The sequence below is a fragment of the Streptomyces xanthophaeus genome (genome assembly GCF_000725805.1).
In the GTDB taxonomy this organism is placed as follows: domain Bacteria; phylum Actinomycetota; class Actinomycetes; order Streptomycetales; family Streptomycetaceae; genus Streptomyces; species Streptomyces xanthophaeus.
In genome coordinates this window covers 127,706-153,022 of sequence record NZ_KL647136.1, presented here as the reverse complement: position 1 = coordinate 153,022, position 25,317 = coordinate 127,706, and the positions used below count along the sequence as shown (strand labels likewise).

The following is a 25,317-nucleotide window of genomic DNA, read 5'->3' as shown; positions in this document are numbered from 1 at the left end:
CCGGACGAGGGGCCGGCGCTGTCCCCGGAACCACCGCCGCGCGGGTGACAATGGGCGCATGAGTCTGTTCCGCGACGACGGCATCGTGCTGCGCACCCAGAAGCTGGGTGAGGCGGACCGCATCATCACGCTGCTGACCCGGGGCCACGGCCGGGTACGGGCCGTGGCCCGCGGGGTCCGGCGCACGAAGTCCAAGTTCGGCGCCCGGCTGGAGCCCTTCTCCCACGCCGACGTGCAGTTCTTCGCACGCGGCAGCGAGCTCATCGGCCGCAGCCTCCCGCTCTGCACCCAGACCGAGATCATCGCCCCGTACGGCAACGGCATCGTCACCGACTACGGCCGCTACACGGCCGGCACCGCCATGCTGGAGACCGCCGAGCGCTTCACCGAGAACGAGGGCGAGCCCGCCGTACAGCAGTACCTGCTCCTCGTCGGCGCCCTGCGCACGCTCTCCCGCGGCGAACACGAGCCGAACCTGATCCTCGACGCCTTCCTGCTGCGCTCCCTCGCCGTCAACGGCTACGCGCCCAGCTTCGAGGACTGCGCGAAATGCGGGATCCACGGCCCCAACCGGCACTTCTCCGTGGCCGCGGGCGGGGTGATATGCGGGGACTGCCGGGTACCCGGCAGCGTCGTACCCTCGTCGGAGGCCATAGCCCTGCTCAGTGCCCTGCTGACGGGTGACTGGGGCCATGCCGACGCGTGCGAGGCGCGTCACGTGCGCGAGGGCAGCGGGCTGGTCTCCGCCTATTTGCACTGGCATCTGGAACGCGGGCTACGCTCCCTGCGATACGTCGAGAAATAGGAGCTGGGCACATGGCACGACGCGGGATTCTGGGACGCTCTCGCAGGGAGTACAAGGTTCCCGAGCCGCACCCGTCCGGTGCGCGCCCGCCGAAGATCCCCGGCGAGCTGGTCCCGAACCACGTGGCCATCGTCATGGACGGCAACGGCCGCTGGGCCAAGGAGCGCGGCCTGCCGCGCACCGAGGGCCACAAGGTCGGCGAGGGCGTCGTCCTGGACGTGCTCAAGGGCTGCCTGGAGATGGGCGTCAAGAACCTCTCCCTGTACGCCTTCTCGACGGAGAACTGGAAGCGCTCGCCCGACGAGGTCCGCTTCCTGATGAACTTCAACCGCGACGTCATCCGGCGCCGCCGCGACGAGATGAACGAACTGGGCATCCGCATCCGTTGGGTCGGCCGCATGCCGAAGATGTGGAAGTCGGTCGTCCAGGAGCTCCAGGTCGCGCAGGAGCAGACCGTCGACAACGACGCCATGACGCTGTACTTCTGCGTGAACTACGGCGGCCGCGCGGAGATCGCGGACGCGGCGCAGACGATCGCGCGGGACGTGGCCGCGGGCCGGCTGGACCCGTCGAAGGTCAACGAGAAGACCTTCGCCAAGTACATGTACTACCCGGACATGCCGGACGTGGACCTGTTCCTGCGCCCCAGTGGGGAGCAGCGCACCTCCAACTACCTGCTCTGGCAGAGCGCGTACGCGGAGATGGTCTACCAGGACGTGCTGTGGCCCGATTTCGACCGCCGTGACCTGTGGCGGGCCTGCCTGGAGTACGCCCAGCGCGACCGCCGCTTCGGCGGAGCCGTCCCCAACCAGTCCGAGGGCCAGAGCGGCTGAGGAAAACGGCCGGATCCCGCCGTTAGGCTCCTGTCATGAACACGGATACGGAGCCGACGGCCCAGCGGGACGGCCAGGCGGTCGAGCTGGTCTTCCAGGTGACCAAGGCGGACATCGCGCACGCACTGCGCACGCGGGACGCGCACACCGCCTCGGGACGCCGCAGGCGGTGGGCGTTCCCCCTGGGCGGGCTGATGGCGCTGGGCTTCGGCACGCTGGCCCTGAACGAAGGGGACGGGATCCTCGGCAGGCCCCTGTTCTTCTTCGTCGCCGGAGCCGTGCTGTTGGCCTTCTCGCTGTTCGGCCCGCAGATCCAGGCGCGGGCCTTCGGCGGGGCGCTGGAGAAGTGCGGGGAGGCCCGGGTCGTCGTCGACGGGTCCGGCGTACTGGTGACGACGGCCGACACCCGTACGCACATCGGCTGGGGTGCCCAGCCGACGTACGCGGAGACGGCCGAGGTGTTCCTCATGCTCAGCGACGACAAGGCGGCGGTGGCCATGACGGTGCTGCCGAAGCGCGGCGCCCAGGCCCCCGCCGACATCGACCGCCTGCGCGAGGTCCTGGACCGGAACCTGCGCAGGCTCTAGATCCCGACGTCCGTCGCCCGGACGTCCTGAGGGGGCGGGCCTAGGCCGTCTCTTTCGGATCTTGCCGGGTCCGCGCCGCCCGGCACCGCGCCTCGCCGCACTGCCGGGGCAACCGAGTACGTCCAGTACGCGGCAGCCCCGGCAGCACGCCGAGGCACGGCACCGGACGACGCGGACCTGACCGACAAGATCCGAAAGAGACGACCTAGCCGGCTGAGGCGCAGTCCGCGCAGGTGCCGAAGATCTCCACGGTGTGGGCCACGTTCACATAGCCGTGCTCGGCCGCGATGGCCTCCGCCCACTTCTCCACGGCCGGCCCCTCCACCTCCACGGCCTTGCCGCACTTGCGGCAGACCAGGTGGTGGTGGTGGTCCCCGGTGGAGCAGCGGCGGTAGACGGACTCCCCGTCGCTGGTGCGCAGGACGTCGACCTCGCCGGCGTCCGCGAGCGACTGGAGGGTGCGGTAGACGGTGGTCAGGCCCACGGAATCACCACGGTGCTTGAGCATGTCGTGGAGTTCCTGGGCGCTGCGGAACTCGTCCACCTCGTCCAGCGCCGCCGCGACCGCGGCCCGCTGCCGGGTGGATCGTCCTCGTACTGGCGCGGTATTCGTCTCGCCAGGCGCAGTCGCCACCGGTTCCTCCTCGTATCGGCCTGCCGCCATTGTGCCAGGCGGCTGCTCCTCCTAGACCTTCACGTCGTCCCGGGTGCAGAGCTCTTCGGCCGCGCGGGCCGCGTTCGCCCGGCGCCGGGCCAGGGGCGCGGACACCGCCGCCATGACCATGAACACGGCGATGGCGAGCAGCACGATCGTGGCGCCGGACGGCGCGTCGAGGTAGTAGGTGGACACGGTGCCGCCCAGGGAGACGAGCACGCCGATGACCATGGCCAGCGTCAGGGTGGCGGTGAATCCGCGGGTGACCCGCTGGGCGGCCGCGACCGGGATCACCATCATGGCGCTGACCAGCAGCAGGCCCACGATGCGCATGGCGACGGTGATGGTGACCGCGGCGGTGACCGCGATCAGCAGGTTCAGGGCCCGCACCGGCAGCCCGGTGACGCGGGCGAACTCCTCGTCCTGGCAGACGGCGAACAGCTGCTTGCGCAGCCCGATGGTGACCGCGACGACGAAGGCGGCGAGGACGACGACGGCGGTGATGTCCTCGGCCGAGACGGCGGTGATCGCGCCGAAGAGGTAGCTGCTCAGGCTGGCGTTGGAGCCGCCGGGCGACAGGTTGATGATCAGGACGCCGCCGGCCAGACCACCGTAGAAGAGCATGGCGAGCGCGATGTCGCCGGAGGTCTTGCCGCGCGAGCGGATGAGCTCCATGCCGACGGCGCCGGCGACCGCGACGAGGGTGGCCGTCCACACCGGGCTGGTGTTGAGCAGGAACCCGAGCGCCACACCGGTCAGCGCGACGTGGCCGATGCCGTCGCCCATGACCGCCTGGCGCCGCTGGACCAGGTACGTGCCGATGGCCGGGGCGGTGATGCCGACCAGTGCGGCCGCGATCAGGGCCCGCTGCATGAAGGCGTAGTTCAGGAGGTCCATCAGCTCAGCAGTCCCGTCCGCAGGGGTTCGGCGTCGTGCGCCGCGTGGGGGTGTACGTGGTCGTGGCCGGGCAGGGCGTGCTGCCCGACGGCCTCCGGCGGCGGCCCGTCGTGCACCACGCAGCCGTCGCGGAGCACCACGGCCCGGTCGATCAGCGGCTCCAGCGGGCCGAGCTCGTGCAGCACCAGCAGGACGGTCGCGCCGTCCGCCACCTGCGCGCGCAGGGCGTTGGCCAGTACTTCCTGGTTGGCGAGGTCCACGCCGGCCATGGGCTCGTCCATGATCAGGAGCTCCGGTTCCACGGCGAGCGCGCGGGCGATCAGGACCCGCTGGTGCTGGCCGCCGGAGAGGGCGTTCACCGAGGTGGTGGCGTACCCGTCCATGTCGACCAGGGCCAGGGCCTTGTCCACGGCCTCCCGGTCGGCCTTGCGCAGCAGCCCGAAGCGGGTGCGGGCCAGGCGGCCCGCGGTGACCACCTCGCGCACGGTGGCGGGCACCCCGCTGGCCGCGGTGGTGCGCTGCGGTACGTAGCCGATGCGCGACCAGGTGCGGAACTGCTTGAACGGGGTGCCGAAGAGGGAGAGCTCGCCGCGGCTCAGCGGGACCTGGCCGACGACCGCGCGGACCGCGGTGGACTTGCCGGAACCGTTGGCGCCGAGGAGCGCGACGACCTCACCGCGGTGGACGGTGAGGTCGACCCCGCGCAGCACGGGGCGCGAGCCGAGCGAGGCGGTGGCCCCGCGCAGGGATATGACGGGCTGGTCCGCTGCCTGTCCGGGCGTGGACTGCATGGCTCGCGCCTCCGTTGCTGCCGCTGTCATCACTTGGCTCCGAGTGCCTTCTGCAGGTTCTTCAGGTTCGACCGCATGACCTCGAAGTAGTCAGCGCCCTGGGACTTGTCGGTGATTCCCTCGAGCGGGTCGAGGACGTCGGTCTTCAGGCCGGTGTCGGCCGCGAGGGTCTTGGCCGTCTTGTCGCTGGCCAGGGTCTCGAAGAACACGGTGGAGACGTTGTCCTTCTTCGCCACCTCCTGGAGCTCCTTCATCCGGGCCGGGCTCGGCTCGGACTCGGGGTCGACGCCGGAGATGCCCTCCTGGTCCAGGCCGTAGCGCTCGGCGAGGTAGCCGAAGGCGGCGTGGGTGGTGATGAAGGTCTTGGACGCCGAGTTCTGCAGGCCGTCCTTGAACTCCGAGTCGAGTCCGTTCAGCTTGGCGACGAGCTCGTCGGTGTTCTTCTTGTAGTCGGCGGCGTGGTCCGGGTCGGCCTTCTCCAGCGCCTTGCCGACGCCCTGGGCGACCTCGGCGTACTTGGCCGGGTCGAGCCAGACGTGCGGGTCCGTGGCGCCCTCGGCCCCGTGGCCGTGCTCGTCCTCGGAGTGGCCCGCCTCGCCCTCGCCCTCGTGGCCGTGGTCGTGTCCCGCGGAGCCGTGGGACTCCAGCGTGGTCAGGGCGGCGGCGTCGACGACGTTCTTCACGCCGGACTGGGCGACGGCCTTGTCGACGGCGGGCTGGAGGCTCTTGAGGTAGAGGACCACGTCGGCCTCGCCGAGCTGGGCGGTCTGCTTCGGCGTGATCTCCAGGTCGTGCGGTTCGACGCCCGGCTTGGTCAGGGTGTCGACCTTCACGTGGTCCTTGCCGATCTGCTCGGCGAGGAACTGCATCGGGTAGAACGACGCCGTCACGGCGAGCTTGCCGTCCGTACCACCGGTGGCAGCGGCTCCGGAGCAGGCGGTGAGGGCCGTGGCGCCGAGGGCGACGGCTCCGGCGAGGGCGGCGGTGGGTATCAGGCGTCGTACGTTCATGACATCCATTTTCATCAAAGATGGAAACGATTGTCAAAAACCCAGGTGGGCGGCCCCGGTCCGGGCCGTGGAAGGGGAACCGATTTGAAAGGGGGGGTACGGGCGCCGGTAATCTAAAGACTTCGCCGTTCGTCCTCGTAATGAAGAGAGCACCGTGGCCGCCGACAAGATCGACACCATCGTCAGCCTGAGCAAGCGCCGTGGCTTCGTTTTCCCGTGCAGTGACATCTACGGCGGCTCCCGGGCTGCCTGGGACTACGGTCCGCTGGGTGTCGAGCTCAAGGAGAACATCAAGCGCCAGTGGTGGAAGGCGATGGTCACCGGACGTGAGGACATCGTCGGCCTCGACTCGTCCGTGATCCTGGCCCCCGAGGTCTGGGTGGCCTCCGGTCACGTCGCGACCTTCTCGGACCCGCTGACCGAGTGCACGTCCTGTCACAAGCGTCACCGTGCGGACCACCTTGAAGAGGCGTACGAGGCCAAGCACGGCCGTCTGCCCGCCAACGGCCTCGCCGACATCAACTGCCCGTTCTGCGGCGTGAAGGGCCAGTTCACCGAGCCCAAGCAGTTCTCCGGCATGCTGGAGACCCACCTCGGCCCGAGCCAGGACACCGCCTCCAAGGCGTACCTGCGCCCCGAGACCGCCCAGGGCATCTTCACCAACTTCGCCCTGGTGCAGACCGCTTCGCGCAAGAAGCCCCCCTTCGGCATCGCGCAGATGGGCAAGTCCTTCCGGAACGAGATCACTCCGGGCAACTTCATCTTCCGCACGCGCGAGTTCGAGCAGATGGAGATGGAGTTCTTCGTCAAGCCGGGCGAGGACGAGCAGTGGCAGGAGTACTGGATGCAGGAGCGGTGGAACTGGTACCGCGACCTCGGCATCCGCGAGGAGAACATCCGCTGGTACGAGCACCCGAAGGAGAAGCTGTCCCACTACTCGAAGCGCACCGCCGACATCGAGTACCGCTTCAACTTCGGTGGTAACGAGTTCTCCGAGCTCGAAGGCGTGGCCAACCGCACCGACTTCGACCTCAAGGCCCACTCCGCCGCCTCCGGTCAGGACCTGAGCTACTTCGACCAGGAGACCAAGGAGAAGTACACCCCGTACGTCATCGAGCCGGCGGCCGGTGTCAACCGCGCCATGCTCGCCTTCATGCTCGACGCGTACGTCGAGGACGAGGCTCCGAACGCCAAGGGCGTCATGGAGAAGCGCACCGTGATGCGCCTCGACCCGCGCCTGGCGCCCATCAAGGTCGCCGTCCTGCCGCTGTCCCGCAACGCGGACCTCTCGCCGAAGGCCAAGGGCCTGGCCGCGGACCTGCGCAAGTTCTGGAACATCGAGTTCGACGACGCGGGCGCCATCGGCCGCCGCTACCGCCGCCAGGACGAGATCGGTACGCCGTTCTGCGTCACCGTGGACTTCGACACCCTGGATGACAACGCGGTGACCGTGCGCGAGCGCGACACCATGAAGCAGGAGCGCGTCTCCCTGGACCAGATCCAGAGCTACCTCGGCAGCCGCCTGCTCGGCTGCTAGGTTCCCCCGCTGAACGACCGGTGGCCCGGTGCGCACACTGCGCACCGGGCCACCGGCCGTTCCGGCCGCGGGCTCAGCCTCCCGCGGCCGCCGCTTCGGCCTCGGCCGCGCGCCGCTCGCCCTCGGCCTGGGAGCGCTTGCCGTAGCGGGCGGTCCACACGCCCAGGGCCGCCAGCACGCCGTAGATCATGATCGGGCTGACGATCACCATCGTGTCGGTGTCCAGGACGTACGCCAGGGCGATCCGGACCAGGGACTCGATGACGTAGGCCACGCCCCAGACGAGGGTCATGCGCCGCATGGTCGTGCGGAAACCCTCGTACTGCCACAGGCCGTTCCACCAGGCGGTGCTCTCCGGGGTGCCGTCGGTGGCGAACTTGCGGCCGAAGTAGAACATCAGCGGACGGGCCGCCGCCAGGGTGGCCAGACAGAGCAGCCCGAAGAGCCCCGTGACGGCGGAGTCCTTGATCAGCAGGGCCCGGCCCGAGTGGGCGCCGACGAGCGAGACGACGGCCGTGATCAGCAGGAACACCAGGGTGACGACGGCGAACTCGTCGAGCTTGCGCCGCCAGGCCACATGGATGGCGCTGTCGAGCACCGGCCAGGCGCTGCTGAGCAGCAGCGCCGAGAACTCGCTCCATCCGTGGTCGTCGGTGAGCGTGTTGTAGGTGATGATCGGCGCGACCACGTTGAGGCCGATGGTCAGGATCCAGCCGAGGGCGGTGGCTGCGCCGGAACGTGCGGGTGGTGCGGGTCGGGCTGCTGCGGTGGACAAGGTTCCCCCTGGAACGGCCTGATGGGTGCGGTAGGGGGACCGTAGGGACAGTTTTATGGCATGTACAAGGCGAGCGGATCAAAATGCTTGCCAAGGTGTCCGGACCGGCAGCTTCCGGACAGTGCGGACCGCCTGTCAGGCGCGCAGGCCGCGCACGACCAGGGCGGTGACGGCCTCGAACTCCGTGAGGATCGTCGGCGAGAGCCAGTCGGCCGCGTACTGCGGATCGTGGAAGCGGCCGGTGGCGTCGAACACCGCGCGGGCAGCGGCGGGCACGTCCTCGGCGGCCAGCGTGCCGGCGGCGACGCCCTCGCCGATGATCCGGGCCAGCTGGGCGATCAGCTCGGTGAGATGGGCGTCCACCACACCGCTGTTCTCGCCGAGCAGCACGGTGTAGGTGGCGAACAGCTCGGGATCATCGCCCGCCTTGCGGCGCTTGGCGGCGAAGAGGGCCTCCAGCCACGCCTCCAGCTTGGAGGGGGCGCTCTCGGCCGGGGCCGAGGCGATCTCCTCCAGCATGACCACGCTCTTGGCGAGCCAGCGGTCCGTGACGGCTTCCCTCAGCGCCGCCTTGGACGGGAAGTGCCGGTACACGCTGCCGTGGCTGACTCCCAGGGCGCGCGCCACGTCCACCACGGTCGCCTTGCTGGGGCCGAAGCGGCGCAGCACCTCCTCGGTCGTCTCGAGGATGCGCTCGGGTGTCAGGGGCTCGGCAGCTGCGGGGGGCATGGGTACGACCGTACCGGCCGTTCAGTGCTCGCTGTCGAGGTGGGCCATCTGCGCGGCCGGGTACCGCTCGCCCGCCGCGGCGCCGACGGGCACGGCCTCCTCGATGGCGGCCAGATCGGCGGCCTCCAGCTCCACCTCCATGGCACCCAGTGCCTCGGCGAGCCGGTCGCGGCGGCGGGCGCCCACCAGGGGCACGATGTCCTGGCCCTGCGCGAGGACCCAGGCGATGGCGGTCTGGGCCACGCTCACGCCCTTGCCCTCCGCGACCTTGCGCAGGGCGTCCACCAGGTCGAGGTTCCGGTCGAGGTTATCGCCCTGGAAGCGGGGGCTCATGCCGCGGAAGTCGCCCGGGGTCAGCGCGCGGTCGCGGGTGAAGTGGCCGCTGATCAGGCCGCGGGACAACACCCCGTACGCCGTGACGCCTATGCCGAGCTCGCGGGCGGTGGGCAGGATCTCCTCCTCGATGCCGCGGGAGATCAGGGAGTACTCGATCTGGAGGTCGGCGATCGGGGCCACGGCTGCGGCCCGGCGCAGGGTGTCCGCGCCGACCTCGGAGAGGCCGATGTGCCGCACGTGCCCGGCCTCGACGGCCTCGGCGATCGCGCCGACGGTCTCCTCGATCGGCACGTCCGGGTCCACCCGGGCGATCCGGTAGATGTCGATGTGGTCCCGGCCGAGCCGCTGCAGCGAGTAGGCCAGGAAGTTCTTGACGGCCTCCGGGCGGCCGTCGTAGCCGGTGAAGCCGCCCTCGACCGTGCGCAGCGCGCCGAACTTGACGCTGGTCAGGGCCTGCTCGCGGGCGGCGGTGGGGGCGGTGCGCAGGGCTTCGTTGATCAGCAGTTCGTTGTGGCCCATGCCGTAGAAGTCGCCCGTGTCGAGCAGGGTGACCCCGGCGTCCAGGGCGGCGTGGATGGTCGAGAGGGACTCGGCCCGGTCGGATTCGCCGTAGAGGGCGGACATGCCCATGCAGCCGAGGCCGAGCGGGAAGACGGAGGGCCCGGTGGAGCCGAGGGTGCGGTGTGCGGTCTGCGGAGTAGTCATGGAACGAGAATGGCATGACGAGTGACAGATTTCAATATCTGTCACTCGTCAGTGCGAAGGGGCCCGGTCGGGGTTCGGGCCGGCCGTGGCCTCCAGCGTGCGCGCCGTCCGCTCCGCCGTCGCCAGGGCCCAGCGGCCGCTCGTCGCCACGCCCACCACCAGGACGACGAGCCCGCAGAGCGTGATGAACCACCAGGCCGGACGGGCCGCCGCGGTGAACTCCGCGCCCCCGGCCAGCCCGGCCGACAGGACCGCCCCGGCGATCGCGACGCCCAGCGCGCCGCCGGTCTGCCGGCTGGTGGAGGCGATGGCGGCCGCCACGCCCGCCTGGGAGCGGGGCATCCCGGAGACCGCGGTGTTGGTGATCGGGGCGTTCACCATGCCGAAGCCGATCCCGAAGAGCACGTAGCCGACGAACAGCAGGGGAGTGGAGGTCTCGGCCGAGAAGACCGCGAAGAGCAGCCCGCTCACCGCCATCGCCACGCCCGCGATCAGCAGCGGCAGCCGCGGCCCCCGGGTGCCCACCAGCCGCCCCGCCAGCGGCGCGCTCAGGAAGGTCGGGACCGCCATCGGCAGCAGGTACAGCCCGGCGTCCAGGGCGCTGAGCCCCCGTACGTCCTGGAGGTAGAGGGTGTTCAGGAACAGCACCCCGGACAGTCCCGCGAAGGCGCTCACCGCGATCACCGTCGCGCCGCTGAAGGGGACGCTGCGGAAGAAGCGCGGATCGATCAGCGGATCCGTCCGCCGGGGCTCGTACAGCAGCAGCGCCACCAGCGAGGCGACGGCCACCAGGGCGCAGCCGGTGATCACCGGCGAGCCCCAGCCCGCGGCGGGGCCCTCGATGATCGCGTACGTCACCGTGCCGAGCAGGGTCATGACCAGCAGCTGACCGACGGGATCCAGGCGGCGCGGCCGGGCGGCCCGCGACTCCGGGATGTAGCGCACGGTCAGCACGAGGGCGAGAAGTCCGACCGGCAGGTTCACCCAGAAGATGGACCGCCAGCCCACCGAGTCCACCAGCACCCCGCCGATCAGCGGGCCCGCGGCCATGGAGATGCCCGCCACCGCGCCCCAGATCCCGATGGCGCGGGCGCGCTGCGCTGGTTCGGTGAAGGTGTTGGCGATGATCGACATGGCGACCGGGTTCAGCATCGAGCCGCCGACGGCCTGGATCATCCGGAAGACGATCAGCCACTCCAGGCTCGGGGTCATCGAGCACAGCAGCGAGCCGAGGGTGAAGAGGACCAGGCCCGCGATGAAGACCTTCCGGCGGCCGATCCGGTCGGCCGTGGACCCCGCCAGCATCAGCAGCGAGGCCAGGACCAATGTGTACGCGTCGATCGTCCACTGCATCCCGGCGACCGAGGCGTCGAGGTCCTGGCGCATGGAGGGCAGGGCGACGTTCAGGACGGTGTTGTCGAGGCTGACGATGAACAGGCTCGTGCAGCAGATCCCCAGCACGAGCATGCGCCGCCGGTGACTCAAGTCGGACATATCGGGGAGAGTACGCCAAACTGGCGTTCTGGCCGTGCGCGACAATGGAGGAATGACCACGCTCCCTCCGCCTCTCGCGATCGGCCCGCACACCGTGCAGCCCCCGGTGGTGCTCGCGCCCATGGCCGGCATCACCAATGCCCCGTTCCGTACCCTCTGCCGGGAGTTCTCGGGCGGCAAGGGGCTGTTCGTGAGCGAGATGATCACGACCCGCGCCCTGGTCGAGCGCAACGAGAAGACCATGCAGCTGATCCACTTCGACGAGACCGAGAAGCCCCGCTCGATCCAGCTGTACGGGGTCGACCCCGGCACGGTCGGCAAAGCGGTCCGCATGATCGTCGAAGAGGACCGCGCCGACCACATCGACCTCAACTTCGGCTGCCCGGTCCCCAAGGTGACCCGCAAGGGCGGCGGCTCGGCCCTCCCGTACAAGCGGAACCTGCTGCGGGCGATCCTGCGCGAGGCCGTCGCCGGCGCCGGGGACCTGCCCGTGACCATGAAGATGCGCAAGGGCATCAACGACGAGCACCTCACCTACCTCGACGCCGGCCGGATCGCCGTCGAGGAGGGGGTGACCGCGATCGCCCTGCACGGGCGCACCACCGCCCAGCACTACGGCGGCACCGCCGACTGGGAGGCCATCGCGCGGCTCAAGGAGCACGTGCCCGAGATCCCCGTGCTCGGCAACGGCGACATCTGGTGCGCCGAGGACGCCCTGCGCATGGTCCGCGAGACCGGCTGCGACGGCGTGGTCGTCGGCCGCGGCTGCCTGGGGCGGCCGTGGCTGTTCAACGACCTGGTGGCGGCCTTCGAGGGGCGCCCCGAGGACTTCCACAAGCCCACGCTGCGCGAGGTCGCGGGCACCATGCACCGGCACGCGCAGCTGCTGGGGGAGTGGATCGGCGACGAGGCGCGCGGGGTGATCGACTTCCGTAAGCACGTGGCCTGGTACCTCAAGGGCTTCTCGGTGGGGTCGGAGATGCGCAAGAAGCTCGCCGTCACCTCGTCCCTCGCCGAACTGGACGCTCATCTGAGCGAGCTTGATCTGGATCAAGCCTGGCCCGAGAGTGCGGACGGTCCCCGGGGGCGGACGTCCGGAAACAACCGAGTTGTCCTGCCGGAGGGCTGGCTGAAGGACCCGTACGACTGCGCGGGCGTGAGCGAGGAAGCCGAACTGGACACCTCCGGAGGCTGACAAATCGCCCTCCGTGTCGCGTGATATACGCCACGCATGGGTGGGGTTTCGCTCAGATGAGCACTGAAGTCACGGGTAAGACTTTCAAAGGGTGGCACTGGGTGCCACCCTTTGAGCGTTCAAGACTTGAACGCAAATGTATCGATGATCGCTCATCCGAGCGCAATCAGGCCCCAGGAGCCCCCTCCGCCTTCGGGTTGTGAAGGCTTTTCGTACTTTCCCATTACCCACCGGTTACTTTCGATCTGCTGGCGCACGGGTGGTTACAGCCGTATGACGAGCATGTGGACGTACCCAGAAGCCTTCGATCTGGGTATGTTCCTGGCCGTCAGGGCAGCCACCGAGCCTCGAGGAGTCGAGACCCGTGTCGGAAAACAAAGATCAGAAGCTCGTCTACGACTTCACCGAGGGCAACCGCGACCTCAAGGACCTTCTCGGCGGCAAGGGAGCCAACCTCGCCGAGATGACCAACCTGGGTCTGCCGGTCCCTCCCGGCTTCACCATCACCACCGAGGCCTGCAAGGTCTACCTCGACAGCGGCGCGGCCCCGGCCGCCCTGCGCGACGAGGTCAGCGCCCACCTCGCGGCCCTCGAGACGAAGATGGGCAAGAAGCTCGGGCAGTCGGACGACCCGCTGCTGGTCTCCGTGCGTTCCGGTGCGAAGTTCTCGATGCCCGGCATGATGGACACCGTCCTCAACATCGGCCTCTCGGACGAGTCGGTCACCGGCCTCGCCACCCAGGCCGGCGAAGAGCGCTTCGCGTGGGACTCCTACCGCCGCCTCATCCAGATGTTCGGCAAGACCGTCCTCGGCGTCGACGGCGAGCTCTTCGAGGAAGCCCTCGAGGAGGCCAAGGCCGCCAAGAAGGTCACCGTCGACACCGACCTCGACGCCGCCGACCTGAAGAAGCTGGTCAAGCTCTTCAAGAAGATCGTGGCGAAGGAGGCCGGCCGCGAGTTCCCGCAGGACGCCCGCGAGCAGATGGACCTCGCCATCGAGGCGGTCTTCAACTCCTGGAACACCGACCGCGCCAAGCTCTACCGCCGCCAGGAGCGCATCCCCGGCGACCTGGGCACCGCGGTCAACATCTGCTCCATGGTCTTCGGCAACCTCGGCCCCGACTCCGGCACCGGCGTCGCCTTCACCCGCGACCCCGCCAGCGGCCACCAGGGCGTCTACGGCGACTACCTGCAGAACGCGCAGGGCGAGGACGTCGTCGCGGGCATCCGCAACACCGTGCCGCTCGCCGATCTGGAGCAGATCGACAAGAAGTCCTACGACCAGCTCATGGGCATCATGGAGACCCTCGAGACGCACTACAAGGACCTGTGCGACATCGAGTTCACCATCGAGCGCGGCCAGCTGTGGATGCTCCAGACCCGCGTGGGCAAGCGCACCGCCGGCGCCGCCTTCCGCATCGCCACGCAGCTCGTGGACCAGGGCCTGATCGACGAGGCCGAGGCCCTCCAGCGCGTCAACGGCGCCCAGCTGGCCCAGCTGATGTTCCCGCGCTTCGACGAGAACGCGAAGACCGAGCTGCTCGGCCGCGGCATCGCCGCCTCCCCGGGCGCGGCCGTCGGCAAGGCCGTCTTCGACTCGTACACCGCGGTGAAGTGGTCCCGCTCCGGCGAGAAGGTCATCCTGATCCGCCGCGAGACCAACCCGGACGACCTCGACGGAATGATCGCCTCCGAGGGCATCCTGACCTCCCGCGGCGGCAAGACCTCGCACGCCGCCGTCGTCGCCCGCGGCATGGGCAAGACCTGTGTCTGCGGCGCCGAGGAGCTCGACGTCGACACCAAGCGCCGCCGCATGACGGTCGGCGGGACGGTCATCGAAGAGGGCGACGTCGTCTCCATCGACGGCTCCACCGGCAAGGTCTACCTCGGTGAGGTACCCGTCGTACCGTCCCCGGTCGTCGAGTACTTCGAGGGCCGCATGCACGCCGGCGCCGACGACGCCGACGAGCTGGTCGCCGCCGTCCACCGGATCATGGCCTACGCCGACCGCGTCCGCCGGCTGCGCGTGCGCGCCAACGCCGACAACGCCGAGGACGCGCTGCGCGCCCGCCGCTTCGGCGCCCAGGGCATCGGCCTGTGCCGCACCGAGCACATGTTCCTCGGCGAGCGCCGTGAACTGGTGGAGCGACTGATCCTCGCGGACACCGACGGCGAGCGCGAGGAGGCACTCAGTGCCCTCCTGCCGCTCCAGAAGAAGGACTTCGTCGAGCTGTTCGAGGCGATGGACGGCCTGCCCGTCACCGTCCGCCTGCTGGACCCGCCGCTGCACGAGTTCCTGCCCGACATCACCGAGCTGTCGGTGCGCGTCGCCCTCGCGGAGTCCCGTCAGGACGCCAACGAGAACGACCTGCGCCTGCTCCAGGCCGTGCACAAGCTGCACGAGCAGAACCCGATGCTGGGTCTGCGCGGCGTCCGCCTCGGCCTGGTCATCCCCGGTCTGTTCGCCATGCAGGTCCGGGCGATCGCCGAGGCCGCGGCCGAGCGCGTGAACGCGAAGGGCGACCCGCGGGTCGAGATCATGGTCCCGCTCGTGGGCACGGTCCAGGAGCTGGAGATCGTCCGCGAGGAGGCCGACCAGGTCATCGCCGAGGTGGAGGCCGCCACCGGCACCAGCCTCAAGCTGACCATCGGCACCATGATCGAGCTGCCCCGCGCCGCCCTGACCGCAGGGCAGATCGCCGAGGCCGCGCAGTTCTTCTCCTTCGGCACGAACGACCTGACGCAGACGGTCTGGGGCTTCTCCCGGGACGACGTGGAGGCCTCGTTCTTCACCGCTTACCTGGAGAAGGGCATCTTCGGGGTCTCGCCCTTCGAGACCATCGACAAGGACGGCGTCGGCGCCCTCGTGCGCAGCGCGGTCGTGGCCGGCCGGGCCACCCGCCCCGACCTCAAGCTCGGCGTCTGCGGCGAGCACGGCGGCGACCCCGAGTCCGTCCACTTCTTCCACGAGGTAGGCCTCGACTACGTCTCCTGCTCGCCCTTCCGGATCCCGGTGGCGCGCCTGGAGGCCGGCCGTGCCGCCGCCGAGTCCAAGGGCAGCGACAGCCGCTGATCCCCCGCCCTGCACAGGGCCCACAGACCGCGCCTGCCCCCGGGTTCCCTGACACCCTGGGGGCGGGCGCGCCTATTTTTATTGTTCAACAAGTCTTTACGGCAGCAGGCGGCGGACGGATCCCCACCCGTCCACCGCCTGCTGTCATTCTGCCGGGCACGTCGGCGCTTCCCGTGCGACCGACCGCCAGGCCCCGCAAAGCCCCCCACGGCCTTCGCGGAGCGTTTCGGTCGCATCGGAGTGTGCCCGGCGGAGTACAGGATTTCGGTTGTCACGCCCCTGCCGAAAGGGGTTTCAACTGTGGCCGAAAGGGCGTGGTGACCACGTGTGACGGCATGCATACTCATGGGGCGGGGGGATTGCGGTTGCACAGGTGGGGGTTCGGTGCTGCGTATCCATTTCACTGGAGTGGACCTGGCACGCGTACGGATGGCAGGGCGTCCCGATGCGTTGTGGGAAACGATTCTCAGCTTTCACCGCTTAAGGGACCGGCGTGACGCCCGGTTGTTCGGTGAATGGCGAACGGAAACTCGGAGCCGGTTGAACAGTGAAACACGCATGCTCGGTATGCTCATACCGAGCCGCGGTTATTTCCCCGATTTCCTGACCCCTGTGGAGGGGCAGTACGGGTGGGACGTGGGAGTCGACGCGCTCCGCGCGATCCGCCCCGAGCGCATGCGCGGGGAACTCGCGCTGCTCGGCGCCGGCGCCCCCGTGACGCCCCGGCTGCGGGAGTTCATGGACGGCGGCACCAAGCACCTGCCCCGCCTGCTGGGCGAGCTGCGCGCCTATCACCGTTCCGCCGTGGAGCCGTACTGGACGCACATCCAGGCACAGATCGAGGCCGAGCGGGCCGCGCGCGGCCGGGCCCTGCTGGACGGGGGCGCCGACGAGCTGCTGGCCTCGCTGCCGCCGATGCTGCGCTGGCGGGCCCCGGTGCTGGAGTGCGACTACCCGGTGGACCGGGACGTACGGCTGCGGGGGCGCGGGCTGCTGCTCCAGCCCTCCTTCTTCTGCCGCCGCACCGCGGTGACCCTGCACGACCCGGAGCTGCCGCCGGTGCTGGTCTACCCGGCCGCCGCGCAGCTGGTCTCCGCGCCGACCGGGGACGCAGCGGGACCGGCGGAGGACCAGCGGGTGCGCACCCTGGGCAAACTGGTCGGGCACACCCGCTCGGTGGTGCTGAAGGCCATCGGCGACGGCGCGACCACCAGCGAACTCGCCCGCCGGGCCGGGGTCTCGCTGGCCTCCGCGAGCCAGCACGCCTGCGTGATGCGCGAGGCGGGCCTAGTCACCACCCTGCGGCACGGCAATGCGGTGCTGCACACGGTGACCCCGCTGGGCGCCGCCCTCCTCAAGGGCGGCGCGGTGGCCTCGTAGGAACGCGCGAGGGCGCGGTCCCCGGGGAGCTCCCCGGGGACCGCGCCCTCACCGCTGCCGGGTCAGACCCGGAACGGTCCGGTGACCTCGTAGGTGATGCCGCCGGAGGAGCTGCCGCTCGTGCCGCGCTGGCTGGAGAAGTACAGCCGGTTCCCGGCGGGGGAGAAGGCCGGACCGCAGATCTCCGAGGAGGACTGGCCGGTGATCCGCAGGAACGGCGCGACCACGTCGTCCGGGGTGATCAGGCAGATCTCCATGTTGCCGCCGTCCTCGGCGACGTACAGGTCGCCGTACGAGGACCCGGTGACGTTGTCCACGCCCGTCAGCGGGGCCGCGCCGCCGGGGACCAGCGAGTCGTCGTAGGCCAGCTCGTAGGTGTTGTTCGTGAGGTTGAGCTGCCAGACCCGGTTGTCGCCCTTGGTGGTGAACCAGACGGTGTCGTTGGCGTAGTGGCAGCCCTCGCCGCCGCTGAACTTCTTCGCGCCCGAGACCTGGCTGCGGGTGGCGGTGGGGGAGCCGTCGCGGTCGGGGACGTTGGCCCAGGTGAAGGAGCCCGAGGTGGCGGTGGAGGCCTTGAGCACCTGGAGGGTGCCCGAGGAGAGGTTCCCCCAGGTGGTCGGGACGAAGCGGTAGAAGCACCCGTCCGTCTCGTCCTCCGTCAGGTAGATCACCTGGCGGACCGGGTCGGCGGCGGCCGCCTCGTGCTTGAACTGCCCCATCGCGGGCCGCTGGACGGCCGCGTTCACCCCGTACGGGTCGGTCTCGTACACGTAGCCGCGGGTGACCTCCTCGCAGGACAGCCAGGTGTTCCAGGGGGTCTTGCCGCCCGCGCAGTTCTGCCGGGTGTTGGAGAGGATCCGGTAGGCGCCGGTGATCGTGCCGGAGGAGTTGAACTTCACCGCGCTCGCGCCGCCGCTGGGGTTGATCTCCGAGTTCGACACGTAGATCCAGCCCGTGCCGTCCACGAAACAGGCGCCGCCGTCCGGGGCGCTGTGCCACTTGTACGAGGTGGAGCCGACGTTCTGGCCGGAGCGGGCGATCACCCTGCTGGTGAAGCCGGCGGGCAGCTGGATGCCGTTCGCGTCCGCCGCGCCGAGGGCCCCGTACGGACCGGCGCCGGGCTGAGCCGGGGCCGCGTAGGCGGCGCCGTGCATCAGCGTGCCACCGAAGGCGGCAGCCGACGAGCCGATGACGGCACCGCGCAGAAAGGTACGACGTTCCACGGTCACTCCTGTGGGAGGAAGGCCCCGCGCCCGGTCGGGCGCGGAGTCGCACGCGTCGAGGAACCTAGGAGCACTGAGTTGACGTGACCTCAAATCCTCATTACGCACGAGCGACCGCTACGAGTTCAATCCTCCGGCGCAGACTTCAAGGCCTCCACCGCACCGGGCGTCGGGCGGCGGGTCCCGGCGCCGCGGGACCTGTGCAGGGACCAGCGCAGGGACTTTCTGCCCTGGGGAGGCCGCCCACCGGGGAGGATGCTGGAACGGTGAACCACTGCGCCGCCGGCACCGACCCCGGCACCGACATCCGCGGCCGCGCCGACCTCGACGTCGTGCTGCGCCGCTTCTACACCGCCGCCTTCGCCGACCGCCGGATCGGACCCTTCTTCACCGAGATCGCGGGCACCGACCTGGAGGTCCACCTGCCCCGGATCACCGACTTCTGGGAGCGGGCCCTCTTCCGCAGCGCCGACTACCGGCGCAACGCCTTCGCCCCGCACGCCGCAGTGCACTCCGCCCGGGCCATGACCGGCGCGGACTTCGGACGCTGGGTCCAGCTGTGGCGGGCCACGGTCGACGGCCTGCACCGGGGGCCGAACGCGGAACGGGCCAAGGCGCAGGGCGAGCGGATCGCGCTGACCCTGCACAAGCGCCTGGCCGGGGCCGACGCCCCGCCGCTGCACGCCGAGGGCCGCGTCGGCTTCGTCCCGCTGGCCGCGCTGGAACTGCGCTCGGCGGCCTGACCTGCGCTTTCACCGGTCCGGCGGGCCGAGGAAAAAACTCCGGAGAAAAATCCCGCCCCAGCGATGAGTTCTCGCAAGGCCCCCGGTCTACCTCTCGACAGCGCACCACGAGAGAAGAAGAGGGACCGAGATGTCCGCGACCATGATCTTCGTCAACCTGCCCGTCAAGGACCTGGAGGCCAGCAAGGCCTTCTGGGGCAAGCTCGGCTACTCCTTCAACGCCCAGTTCAGCGACGAGAACACCGCCTCCATGGTGATCAGCGACACCATCGTCGCCATGCTCCTCGCCGAGGCCCGCTACAAGGACTTCACCCACAAGGAGATCGCGGACGCCACCAAGACCTCCGAGGTGCTGCTGTGTCTGAGCGCCGAGAGCCGCACCAAGGTCGACGAACTCGTCGACGGGGCCCTCGCGGCCGGAGCCACCGAGCCCCGGCCGGCCCAGGACCACGGCTTCATGTACGGCCGCGCCTTCGACGACCTCGACGGCCACACCTGGGAGATCATGTGGATGGACCCGGCGGCGGTCCAGGGCTGAGCCCCGCCCCCTACGAGGTCGCGGCGGTCCGTACCCGGTAGGTCCGGACCGCCACCTCCTCGTCGTCCAGGCAGCGCCCCGACTCCAGGTCGAATCGCTGCTTGAGCAGCGGAGAGGCCACGAAGGGCCTGCCCTGTGCGCGGCCCAGCAGCCCCCGCGAGAGCACCTGCGCGCCGGTGAAGGGGTCCCGGTTGCCGATCGCGTACGTGCGCCCCGAGCGGTCGGCGAACACGGCGGCCTGGCTCCCGTCGGGCAGCAGGGCGGCGACCCCGCGCCCGGGGGTGAGCGCGGACAGTTCGCACACCGTCAGCCAGCCCTCGGCGACTTCGAGTTCGACGGTCATCGGGTGCCTCCTACGGGCTCCAGGGTGAGAACGGCCAGGTCGGGCTTGACCTGGTCCCGTTCGGGGACGAACTTCACGGTCGGGTCGGGGGCGCCGGGCGCGTTGACGAAGGACACGAACCGGCGCAGCCGCTCCGGGTCCTGGAGCGTCTCGGCCCATTCGTCGCGGTAGTGCGACACGTGGTCGGCCATCAGTGACTCCAGCTCGTCGCACAGCCCGAGCGAGTCGTGCACGACCACGTCCCGCAGGTGGTCCAGGCCGCCCTCCAGCCGGTCCAGCCAGGTGGAGGTCCGCTCCAGCCGGTCGGCGGTGCGGATGTAGAACATCAGGAACCGGTCGATGAGCCGCACCAGTTCGGCGTCCGAGAGGTCCTGGGCGAGCAGGTCGGCGTGCCGGGGCACGGCCCCGCCGTTGCCGCCGACGTACAAGTTCCAGCCATTCGCCGTCGCGATGACCCCGAAGTCCTTGCTCTGTGCCTCCGCGCACTCGCGGGCGCAGCCGGAGACCGCCGACTTCAGCTTGTGCGGGGCGCGCAGGCCCCGGTAGCGCAGCTCCAGGTCGATGGCCATCCGCACGCTGTCCTGGACCCCGTAGCGGCACCAGGTCTGTCCCACGCAGGACTTCACCGTCCGCAGGGACTTCCCGTACGCGTGCCCGGACTCGAACCCGGCGTCGACGAGCCGGGCCCAGATCTGCGGGAGCTGGTCCACGCTCGCCCCGAACAGGTCGATCCGCTGACCGCCGGTGATCTTCGTGTAGAGCCCGAAGTCGCGGGCCACCTCGCCGATCACGATCAGCTTCTCCGGGGTGACCTCGCCCCCGGGGATGCGCGGGACGACCGAGTACGAGCCGTTGCGCTGCAGGTTCGCGAGGAAGTGGTCGTTGGTGTCCTGGAGGGCGGCCTGCTCCCCGTCCAGGACGTAGCCGCTCGCACCCAGCGTCGGGGCGAGGGAGGCGATGATCGAGCCCACGGCGGGCTTGCAGACCTCGCACCCGTCACCGCCGCGGGCCTCCGGCCGGCCGTGCCCGTCGAGCAGCTGCTCGTACGAGGTCAGGCGGCGGGTGCGGACGATCTCGTACAGCTCGGCGCGGGTGTGCGGGAAGCAGGCGCAGAGCCCCTTGTCGGTGGCGGCGGGCAGCAGCTGGCCGATCACCTTGAGGCAGCTGCCGCAGCCGGTGCCCGCCTTGGTGCACTTCTTGACCTCGGGGAGGGTGGAGCAGGCGGTGATCGACTTCTTGGTGACGTTGTGGCAGGAGCAGATCACCGCGCTGTCGGGGAGCGCGGACGGGCCGAGCGCGGCGGGCGCCCCGAGCCCGGCGGGCAGGACCAGCTGCTCGGGGGCGACCGGCGGGACGCTGCCGGTGAGCGGGCGCAGCAGGCCGTACGAGTCGGCGTCGCCGACCAGCACCCCGCCCAGGAGCACCCCGTCGGGGGAGACCACGAGCTTCTTGTAGACGCCGGAGCGGGAGTCGGACCAGACCACGTCCAGGCTGTCCGGGGCGTTGCCGTGGGCGTCGCCGAAGGAGGCCACGTCCACGCCGAGGAGCTTCAGCTTGGTGGAGAGGTCGGCCCCGGTGAACTCCTTGTCCCGGCCCAGCAGGTCACCTGCGGCGGTCAGCGCCATCTCGTAGCCGGGGGCGACCAGGCCGTAGACCCGGCCGTCGCTGGCCAGGGCGCACTCGCCGATGGCGTAGACGCGGGGGTCGGAGGTGCGGCAGCGGGAGTCGACCGTGATGCCGCCGCGCTCGCCGACCTCCAGCCCCGCGTCGCGGGCCAGCTGGTCGCGGGGGCGGACACCGGCGGAGAAGACCACGAGATCGGTCTCGACGGACGAGCCGTCGGAGAGCCGCATGCCCGTCACCCGGCCGTCCTCGCCGGTCAGCACCTCCTGGGTGCCGACCCCGGTGTGCACGGTCAGGCCCATGGACTCGATGGTGCGCAGCAGGGCGGCGCCGCCGCCGTCATCGACCTGGACGGGCATCAGGCGCGGGGCGAACTCGACGATGCGCGTGTCCAGGCCCAGCCCCTTGAGGGCGCCGGCCGCCTCCAGCCCGAGGAGACCGCCGCCGACGACCGCGCCCCGGACGTGGTCCTTGGCGTACTCCTCGATCGCCAGGAGGTCCTCGATGGTGCGGTAGACGAAGCAGCCGGTGGCGTCCTTGCCGGGCACGGGCGGAACGAAGGGGTAGCTGCCGGTCGCCAGGACGAGGACGTCGTACGGGAAGACGCGCCCGGAGCGGGAGGTCACGGTGCGGGCGTCCCGGTCGATCGACTCGGCCGGGTCACCGAGGTGGAGGGAGATGCCGTGCTCCTCCATGAACCCCGCCGGGGTCATGGACAGGTCCTCCGCGCTGCTGCCCGAGAAGTACGAGGTCAGGTGCACACGGTCGTAGGCGGGCCGGGGCTCCTCGCAGAGCACGGTGATCCGGTGCGTGGCGGTGGTCCCGTCCTCGGCGAGCGCTTCGAGGTAGCGCTGGCCGACCATGCCGTGCCCGATGAGCACGATCGTGGGCTGGGGCTCGGTCATGTCAGTGGCCTCCGTCGTCGGTGAGCAGGTGGAACAGGTCGGCGGGGTCGGGCAGGGAAGCGTCGTCGTTCCAGGTGCGGGCGAGGGCCCCCACCGTGGAGAGTTCGCCGACCAGCACTCCGCCGACGAGGCGGTCGCCGCGGACGACGACCTTGCGGTAGGTCCGGCGGGTGGCGTCGGCGAGGCGGAGCACGTCGTCGCCGGGCAGCGGGTCGGTCTCGCCGAAGGCGGCGAGGTCGAGGGGGTGTTCACCGGCGGTGAGGGTGAGGCGGGTCAGGGCGCGGGTCCCGGTGTACGGGGTCCCGGAACCGGTGAGGACGGCCGCGAGGGCGTCGGCCTGCTCCAGGGCGGCACCGGCCAGGCCGTACACCCGGCCCGCGTGCTCGGCGCAGTCGCCGAGGGCGTGGACGCGGGGGTCGGCGGTGCGCAGCTCGTCGTCGACCACGATGCCGGTGCGCACCTCCAGGCCGGCGGCCGAGGCGAGGCCGGTGCGGGGCCGTACGCCGCAGGCCAGGACGACGAGGTCGGCGTCGAGCCGGTACCCGTCGGCGAACTCGACCCCGGTGACCCGGCGGGGGTCCGCCGCACCGGGGAGCGGGGCCTTCGCCGCGGCGGCGGCCGTTGCCGCCGGACCCTCCACGGTCAGGCCGCGGGCCCGGCATTCCGTGTGGATCTCCACGCCGATCCCGGTCAGGTGCGCGTGGAGCAGGGCCGACGAGTCCGCGTCCAGCTGGCGCTCCATCAGCCGCTGCGCCTGCTGTGCCAGGACCACCTGCGCGCCGCGGGCGGCCAGCGCCCGGGCCGCGGAGACGCCCAGCAGGCCCCCGCCGACCACCACCGCCCGTACCCCGGGGCGTACGGCCGCCGAGAGCGCCAGGCAGTCGTCCATGGTGCGGAAGGCGTGCACCCCGTCGGGGAGGTCCCCGCCCCCGGGTGCGAACAGACCGCGCAGCGGGGGCAGCACGGGATTGGAACCCGTGGCCAGGACCAGGGTGTCGTACCGCTCCGTGCTTCCGTCGTCGCAGTGGACCGTCCGGTCGGCACGGTCGATGCGGACCGCCCGGACGCCGCGGCGCAGCGCCGGTCCGGGCGCCGGCAGGGCCGCCACCTCCGGTGCGTACCGGCCGGCCAGCACCTCGGTGAGGAGCACCCGGTTGTACGGGACGTGCGGTTCCTCGCCCAGGACGGTGACCGCCGGGCCCGATCCCGCGCCGAGCCGCTGCGCGAGCCGCAGGCCCGCGAGGCCGCCGCCGATCACCACCACATGCTGGTCCGAGGTCATGTCACGAGAGTGCGCGTCCGCTGTTTCCCCGCAGCATCGCTCTTGTTACCCCGACGGAACGCCCACCTCAGCGCGGTGGTTAAGGGCCGGTGAGGCGATACTCAAGCCCGCCTTAAGGATCATCCGGGAGACTGGGGAGGCCCTTAGCGTGACCCGTATGCGAGACGTGGCGGTACGGGTCAGGGGCGGGATGCTGGGCGGGGCGGGGGCCGTGACCCTGCTGTGGGCCGCGCAGGTACGGCCCTCCGCCCGGCCCGACGCCCTGTTCGCCACGGCCGCCCACCTGACCGGCCTGCTCGCCGGGTACGGGGTGCTGGTGCTGCTGTTCCTGATGGCCCGGGTCCCCGCCGTCGAGCACGGGGTCGGCGCGGACCGGCTCGCCCGCTGGCACGCGCTGGGCGGCCGGTACGTGCTCCTCCTGTGCTTCGGCCACGGGCTCTTCGCCCTCCTCGGCTACGCCGTGCACCAGGGGCTCGACGTGGTCTCCGCGGGCCGGGAGCTCCTCGGCTACCCCGCGCTCGCCGCGGCTGCGCTGGCCACCGTCCTGCTGGCCGCGGTCGGTGTGACCTCCGCCCGGGCCGCCCGCCGCCGTCTGTCCTACGAGACCTGGCGCGGGGTGCACCTGCTGGTCCACGTGGCCGTCGCCCTGGGCTTCGCCCACCAGCTCGCCGGGCCCGACCTGGCCCCGGTCGCCTGGTTCTGGGCCCTCGCCCACAGCGTGGTCGCCGTCCTGCTGGTCTGGTACCGCGCGGTGGTCCCCGTACGGCAGGCCCTGCGGCACGGGCTGCGGGTGCTGGAGGTCCGGGCCGAGGGGCCCGGGGTGGTCTCCGTCGTCATGTACGGGCAGCACCTCGCGGAGCTGCGGGCGGAGCCGGGGCAGTTCCTGCGCTGGCGGTTCCTCCAGCGGCGGCTGTGGCACACCGCCCTGCCGTTCTCGCTGTCCGCGCCCGTCCGCGGTAACACCCTGCGGATCACCGTCAAGGGGCTCGGCGGGCACTCCCGCCGCATCCGGCGGCTGCGCCCCGGCACCAGGGTCCTGGCCACCGGGCCCTTCGGGGCGCTCACCGCCGCCCGCCGGACCCGGCCCAAGGTCCTGCTGATCGCGGGCGGGGTCGGCATCACCCCGATGCGGGCCCTGTTCGAGACGCTGCCGGGCGGCCCCGGCGACCTCACCCTGCTCTACCGGGCCGGGGCGCAGGAGCAGCTCGTCCTGCGCGCCGAGCTGGAGGCCATCGCCGCGCAGCGGCAGGCCGGGCTGCACTACCTGCTCGGGCCGTCGGGCAGCGCCTACGATCCGCTCGCCCCGCAGGCGCTGGCCGAGCTGGTGCCGGACCTGGCCGAGCACGACGTGTACCTGTGCGGGCCGCCGGGGATGGCCGAGGCGACCCGGACCGCGCTGCTGCGGGCGGGGGTGCCGGCGGGGCGGGTGCACAGCGAGTGCTTCACCTTCTGAGCCCTCCCGGGCCCGCCTGCCCGCCGTCCGCCCCTCCGCCCCTCCGTCCTGCCGTCCTGGGCCGGGCTGCCGTCGTCCTGCCCGCCGTCCTGCCGTCCTGGCCTCGCCCGGTCCCTGCCGCCGCATCCCGCTTCCGAGAGGTCTCCGCGTCATGCGTCACCCGCTGCACGTAGCCCTGACCGCGCCTGTTCCTGTGCCCGCGCCCTCGCCTGTGCCCGGGGCCGTACCCGGCGCGGCCCGTCCCGCTCCGGCGCGCCACCGCAGGCCGTCCGCCTGGCAGCCGCGGCGGGCGGCGCTCGCCGCACGGGCCGCGCTGGCCGCCGTACCGCCCGCGCGGCGGCTGGCGGCCGGGCTGGGGCTGGCCAGCGTGCTGGCCGCGAGCGCCCTCACGGCGGGGGTGGAACC

At 71.1% G+C, this 25,317-nt stretch carries 22 protein-coding genes; 10 read left to right on the top strand and 12 right to left on the bottom strand.

From position 1 onward, the window contains the following. Window positions 1-58: 58 nt before the first annotated feature. From recO to IO30_RS0137770, 3 genes are read left to right on the top strand one after another with little or no spacing between them, the layout of a single operon-like run. Window positions 59-805 (top strand): DNA repair protein RecO, encoded by a 747-nt coding sequence (gene recO, locus IO30_RS0137780; protein ID WP_031150880.1) that lies wholly within the window; start codon window positions 59-61, stop codon window positions 803-805. 11 nt (window positions 806-816) lie between these two features. After that, window positions 817-1,638, top strand: coding sequence for an isoprenyl transferase (locus IO30_RS0137775; protein ID WP_031150878.1), 822 nt, complete (start codon window positions 817-819; stop codon window positions 1,636-1,638). 35 nt (window positions 1,639-1,673) lie between these two features. Then, window positions 1,674-2,225 (top strand): hypothetical protein, encoded by a 552-nt coding sequence (locus IO30_RS0137770; RefSeq protein WP_031150876.1) that lies wholly within the window; start codon window positions 1,674-1,676, stop codon window positions 2,223-2,225. Between the two features lie 205 nt (window positions 2,226-2,430). Here IO30_RS0137770 and IO30_RS0137765 read toward each other — a convergent pair whose 3' ends face one another. The 4 genes from IO30_RS0137765 to IO30_RS0137750 are packed head-to-tail and all read right to left on the bottom strand — an operon-like array spanning window position 2,431 to window position 5,578. Continuing rightward, window positions 2,431-2,859, bottom strand: coding sequence for a Fur family transcriptional regulator (locus IO30_RS0137765; protein WP_031150874.1), 429 nt, complete (start codon window positions 2,857-2,859; stop codon window positions 2,431-2,433). A gap of 51 nt (window positions 2,860-2,910) precedes the next feature. After that, the gene (locus IO30_RS0137760; protein WP_037896319.1) at window positions 2,911-3,777 is read right to left on the bottom strand and encodes a metal ABC transporter permease; all 867 of its coding nucleotides are present in this window, start codon (window positions 3,775-3,777) and stop codon (window positions 2,911-2,913) included. Continuing rightward, the gene (locus tag IO30_RS0137755; protein WP_031150871.1) at window positions 3,777-4,568 is read right to left on the bottom strand and encodes a metal ABC transporter ATP-binding protein; all 792 of its coding nucleotides are present in this window, start codon (window positions 4,566-4,568) and stop codon (window positions 3,777-3,779) included. Before IO30_RS0137755 ends, IO30_RS0137760 begins: the two co-directional genes overlap by 1 nt. A 29-nt stretch (window positions 4,569-4,597) precedes the next feature. After that, complete coding sequence (locus tag IO30_RS0137750) at window positions 4,598-5,578, bottom strand: metal ABC transporter substrate-binding protein (RefSeq protein WP_031150869.1); 981 nt, start codon at window positions 5,576-5,578, stop codon at window positions 4,598-4,600. Between the two features lie 154 nt (window positions 5,579-5,732). Between IO30_RS0137750 and IO30_RS0137745 the strand changes: the two genes are divergently transcribed. Continuing rightward, the gene (locus IO30_RS0137745) at window positions 5,733-7,115 is read left to right on the top strand and encodes a glycine--tRNA ligase (RefSeq protein WP_031150867.1); all 1,383 of its coding nucleotides are present in this window, start codon (window positions 5,733-5,735) and stop codon (window positions 7,113-7,115) included. A 73-nt stretch (window positions 7,116-7,188) separates the two neighbouring features. Here IO30_RS0137745 and IO30_RS0137740 read toward each other — a convergent pair whose 3' ends face one another. From IO30_RS0137740 to IO30_RS0137725, 4 genes are all read right to left on the bottom strand, one after another. Continuing rightward, entirely contained in the window at window positions 7,189-7,890 is a 702-nt protein-coding gene (locus tag IO30_RS0137740) for a VC0807 family protein (protein WP_031150865.1), read from the bottom strand. A gap of 135 nt (window positions 7,891-8,025) precedes the next feature. Continuing rightward, window positions 8,026-8,619: a TetR/AcrR family transcriptional regulator gene (locus IO30_RS0137735; protein ID WP_031150863.1), complete on the bottom strand. Its 594-nt coding sequence runs from the start codon at window positions 8,617-8,619 to the stop codon at window positions 8,026-8,028. A 21-nt stretch (window positions 8,620-8,640) separates the two neighbouring features. Further along, window positions 8,641-9,660 carry an aldo/keto reductase gene (locus IO30_RS0137730; RefSeq protein ID WP_031150861.1) on the bottom strand — a complete coding sequence of 340 codons (1,020 nt, stop codon included), beginning with the start codon at window positions 9,658-9,660 and terminating at the stop codon, window positions 8,641-8,643. Between the two features lie 48 nt (window positions 9,661-9,708). Continuing rightward, window positions 9,709-11,154, bottom strand: a complete 1,446-nt coding sequence (locus tag IO30_RS0137725) for an MFS transporter (RefSeq protein WP_031150859.1) — start codon at window positions 11,152-11,154, stop codon at window positions 9,709-9,711. A gap of 52 nt (window positions 11,155-11,206) precedes the next feature. Here IO30_RS0137725 and dusB point away from each other — a divergent pair, with 52 nt between their 5' ends. The 3 genes from dusB (at window position 11,207) to IO30_RS41490 (ending at window position 16,802) form a co-directional block, all read left to right on the top strand. Further along, a complete protein-coding gene (gene dusB, locus IO30_RS0137720) occupies window positions 11,207-12,349 on the top strand; it encodes a tRNA dihydrouridine synthase DusB (protein ID WP_031150857.1) in 1,143 nt (380 codons plus the stop codon). 364 nt (window positions 12,350-12,713) lie between these two features. After that, a complete protein-coding gene (ppdK, locus tag IO30_RS0137715; RefSeq protein WP_031150855.1) occupies window positions 12,714-15,422 on the top strand; it encodes a pyruvate, phosphate dikinase in 2,709 nt (902 codons plus the stop codon). A 384-nt stretch (window positions 15,423-15,806) separates the two neighbouring features. Further along, complete coding sequence (locus IO30_RS41490; RefSeq protein WP_078904100.1) at window positions 15,807-16,802, top strand: ArsR/SmtB family transcription factor; 996 nt, start codon at window positions 15,807-15,809, stop codon at window positions 16,800-16,802. A 62-nt stretch (window positions 16,803-16,864) separates the two neighbouring features. Here the strand turns inward: IO30_RS41490 and IO30_RS0137705 are convergent, their stop codons facing one another. Beyond that, the gene (locus tag IO30_RS0137705; protein ID WP_031150852.1) at window positions 16,865-18,025 is read right to left on the bottom strand and encodes an alkaline phosphatase PhoX; all 1,161 of its coding nucleotides are present in this window, start codon (window positions 18,023-18,025) and stop codon (window positions 16,865-16,867) included. Between the two features lie 266 nt (window positions 18,026-18,291). Here IO30_RS0137705 and IO30_RS0137700 point away from each other — a divergent pair, with 266 nt between their 5' ends. Together IO30_RS0137700 and IO30_RS0137695 are read left to right on the top strand one after the other, a co-directional pair. After that, window positions 18,292-18,768: a group III truncated hemoglobin gene (locus tag IO30_RS0137700; RefSeq protein ID WP_051902832.1), complete on the top strand. Its 477-nt coding sequence runs from the start codon at window positions 18,292-18,294 to the stop codon at window positions 18,766-18,768. A gap of 130 nt (window positions 18,769-18,898) precedes the next feature. Then, entirely contained in the window at window positions 18,899-19,306 is a 408-nt protein-coding gene (locus tag IO30_RS0137695; protein WP_031150848.1) for a VOC family protein, read from the top strand. Window positions 19,307-19,316: 10 nt separating this feature from the next. On the opposite strand, the gene nirD is transcribed toward IO30_RS0137695, so the two are convergent. From nirD to IO30_RS0137680, 3 genes are read right to left on the bottom strand one after another with little or no spacing between them, the layout of a single operon-like run. After that, the gene (gene nirD / locus IO30_RS0137690) at window positions 19,317-19,649 is read right to left on the bottom strand and encodes a nitrite reductase small subunit NirD (protein ID WP_031150847.1); all 333 of its coding nucleotides are present in this window, start codon (window positions 19,647-19,649) and stop codon (window positions 19,317-19,319) included. Next, window positions 19,646-22,177 (bottom strand): nitrite reductase large subunit NirB, encoded by a 2,532-nt coding sequence (gene nirB / locus IO30_RS0137685; RefSeq protein WP_031150844.1) that lies wholly within the window; start codon window positions 22,175-22,177, stop codon window positions 19,646-19,648. The genes nirD and nirB overlap by 4 nt, the downstream gene beginning before the upstream one ends. Before the next feature lies 1 nt (window position 22,178). Beyond that, window positions 22,179-23,459 carry an NAD(P)/FAD-dependent oxidoreductase gene (locus IO30_RS0137680; protein ID WP_031150843.1) on the bottom strand — a complete coding sequence of 427 codons (1,281 nt, stop codon included), beginning with the start codon at window positions 23,457-23,459 and terminating at the stop codon, window positions 22,179-22,181. A gap of 157 nt (window positions 23,460-23,616) precedes the next feature. On the opposite strand from IO30_RS0137680, the gene IO30_RS0137675 reads away from it, so the two are divergent. Next, window positions 23,617-24,912 (top strand): ferredoxin reductase family protein, encoded by a 1,296-nt coding sequence (locus IO30_RS0137675; protein ID WP_031150841.1) that lies wholly within the window; start codon window positions 23,617-23,619, stop codon window positions 24,910-24,912. Window positions 24,913-25,317: the final 405 nt, after the last annotated feature.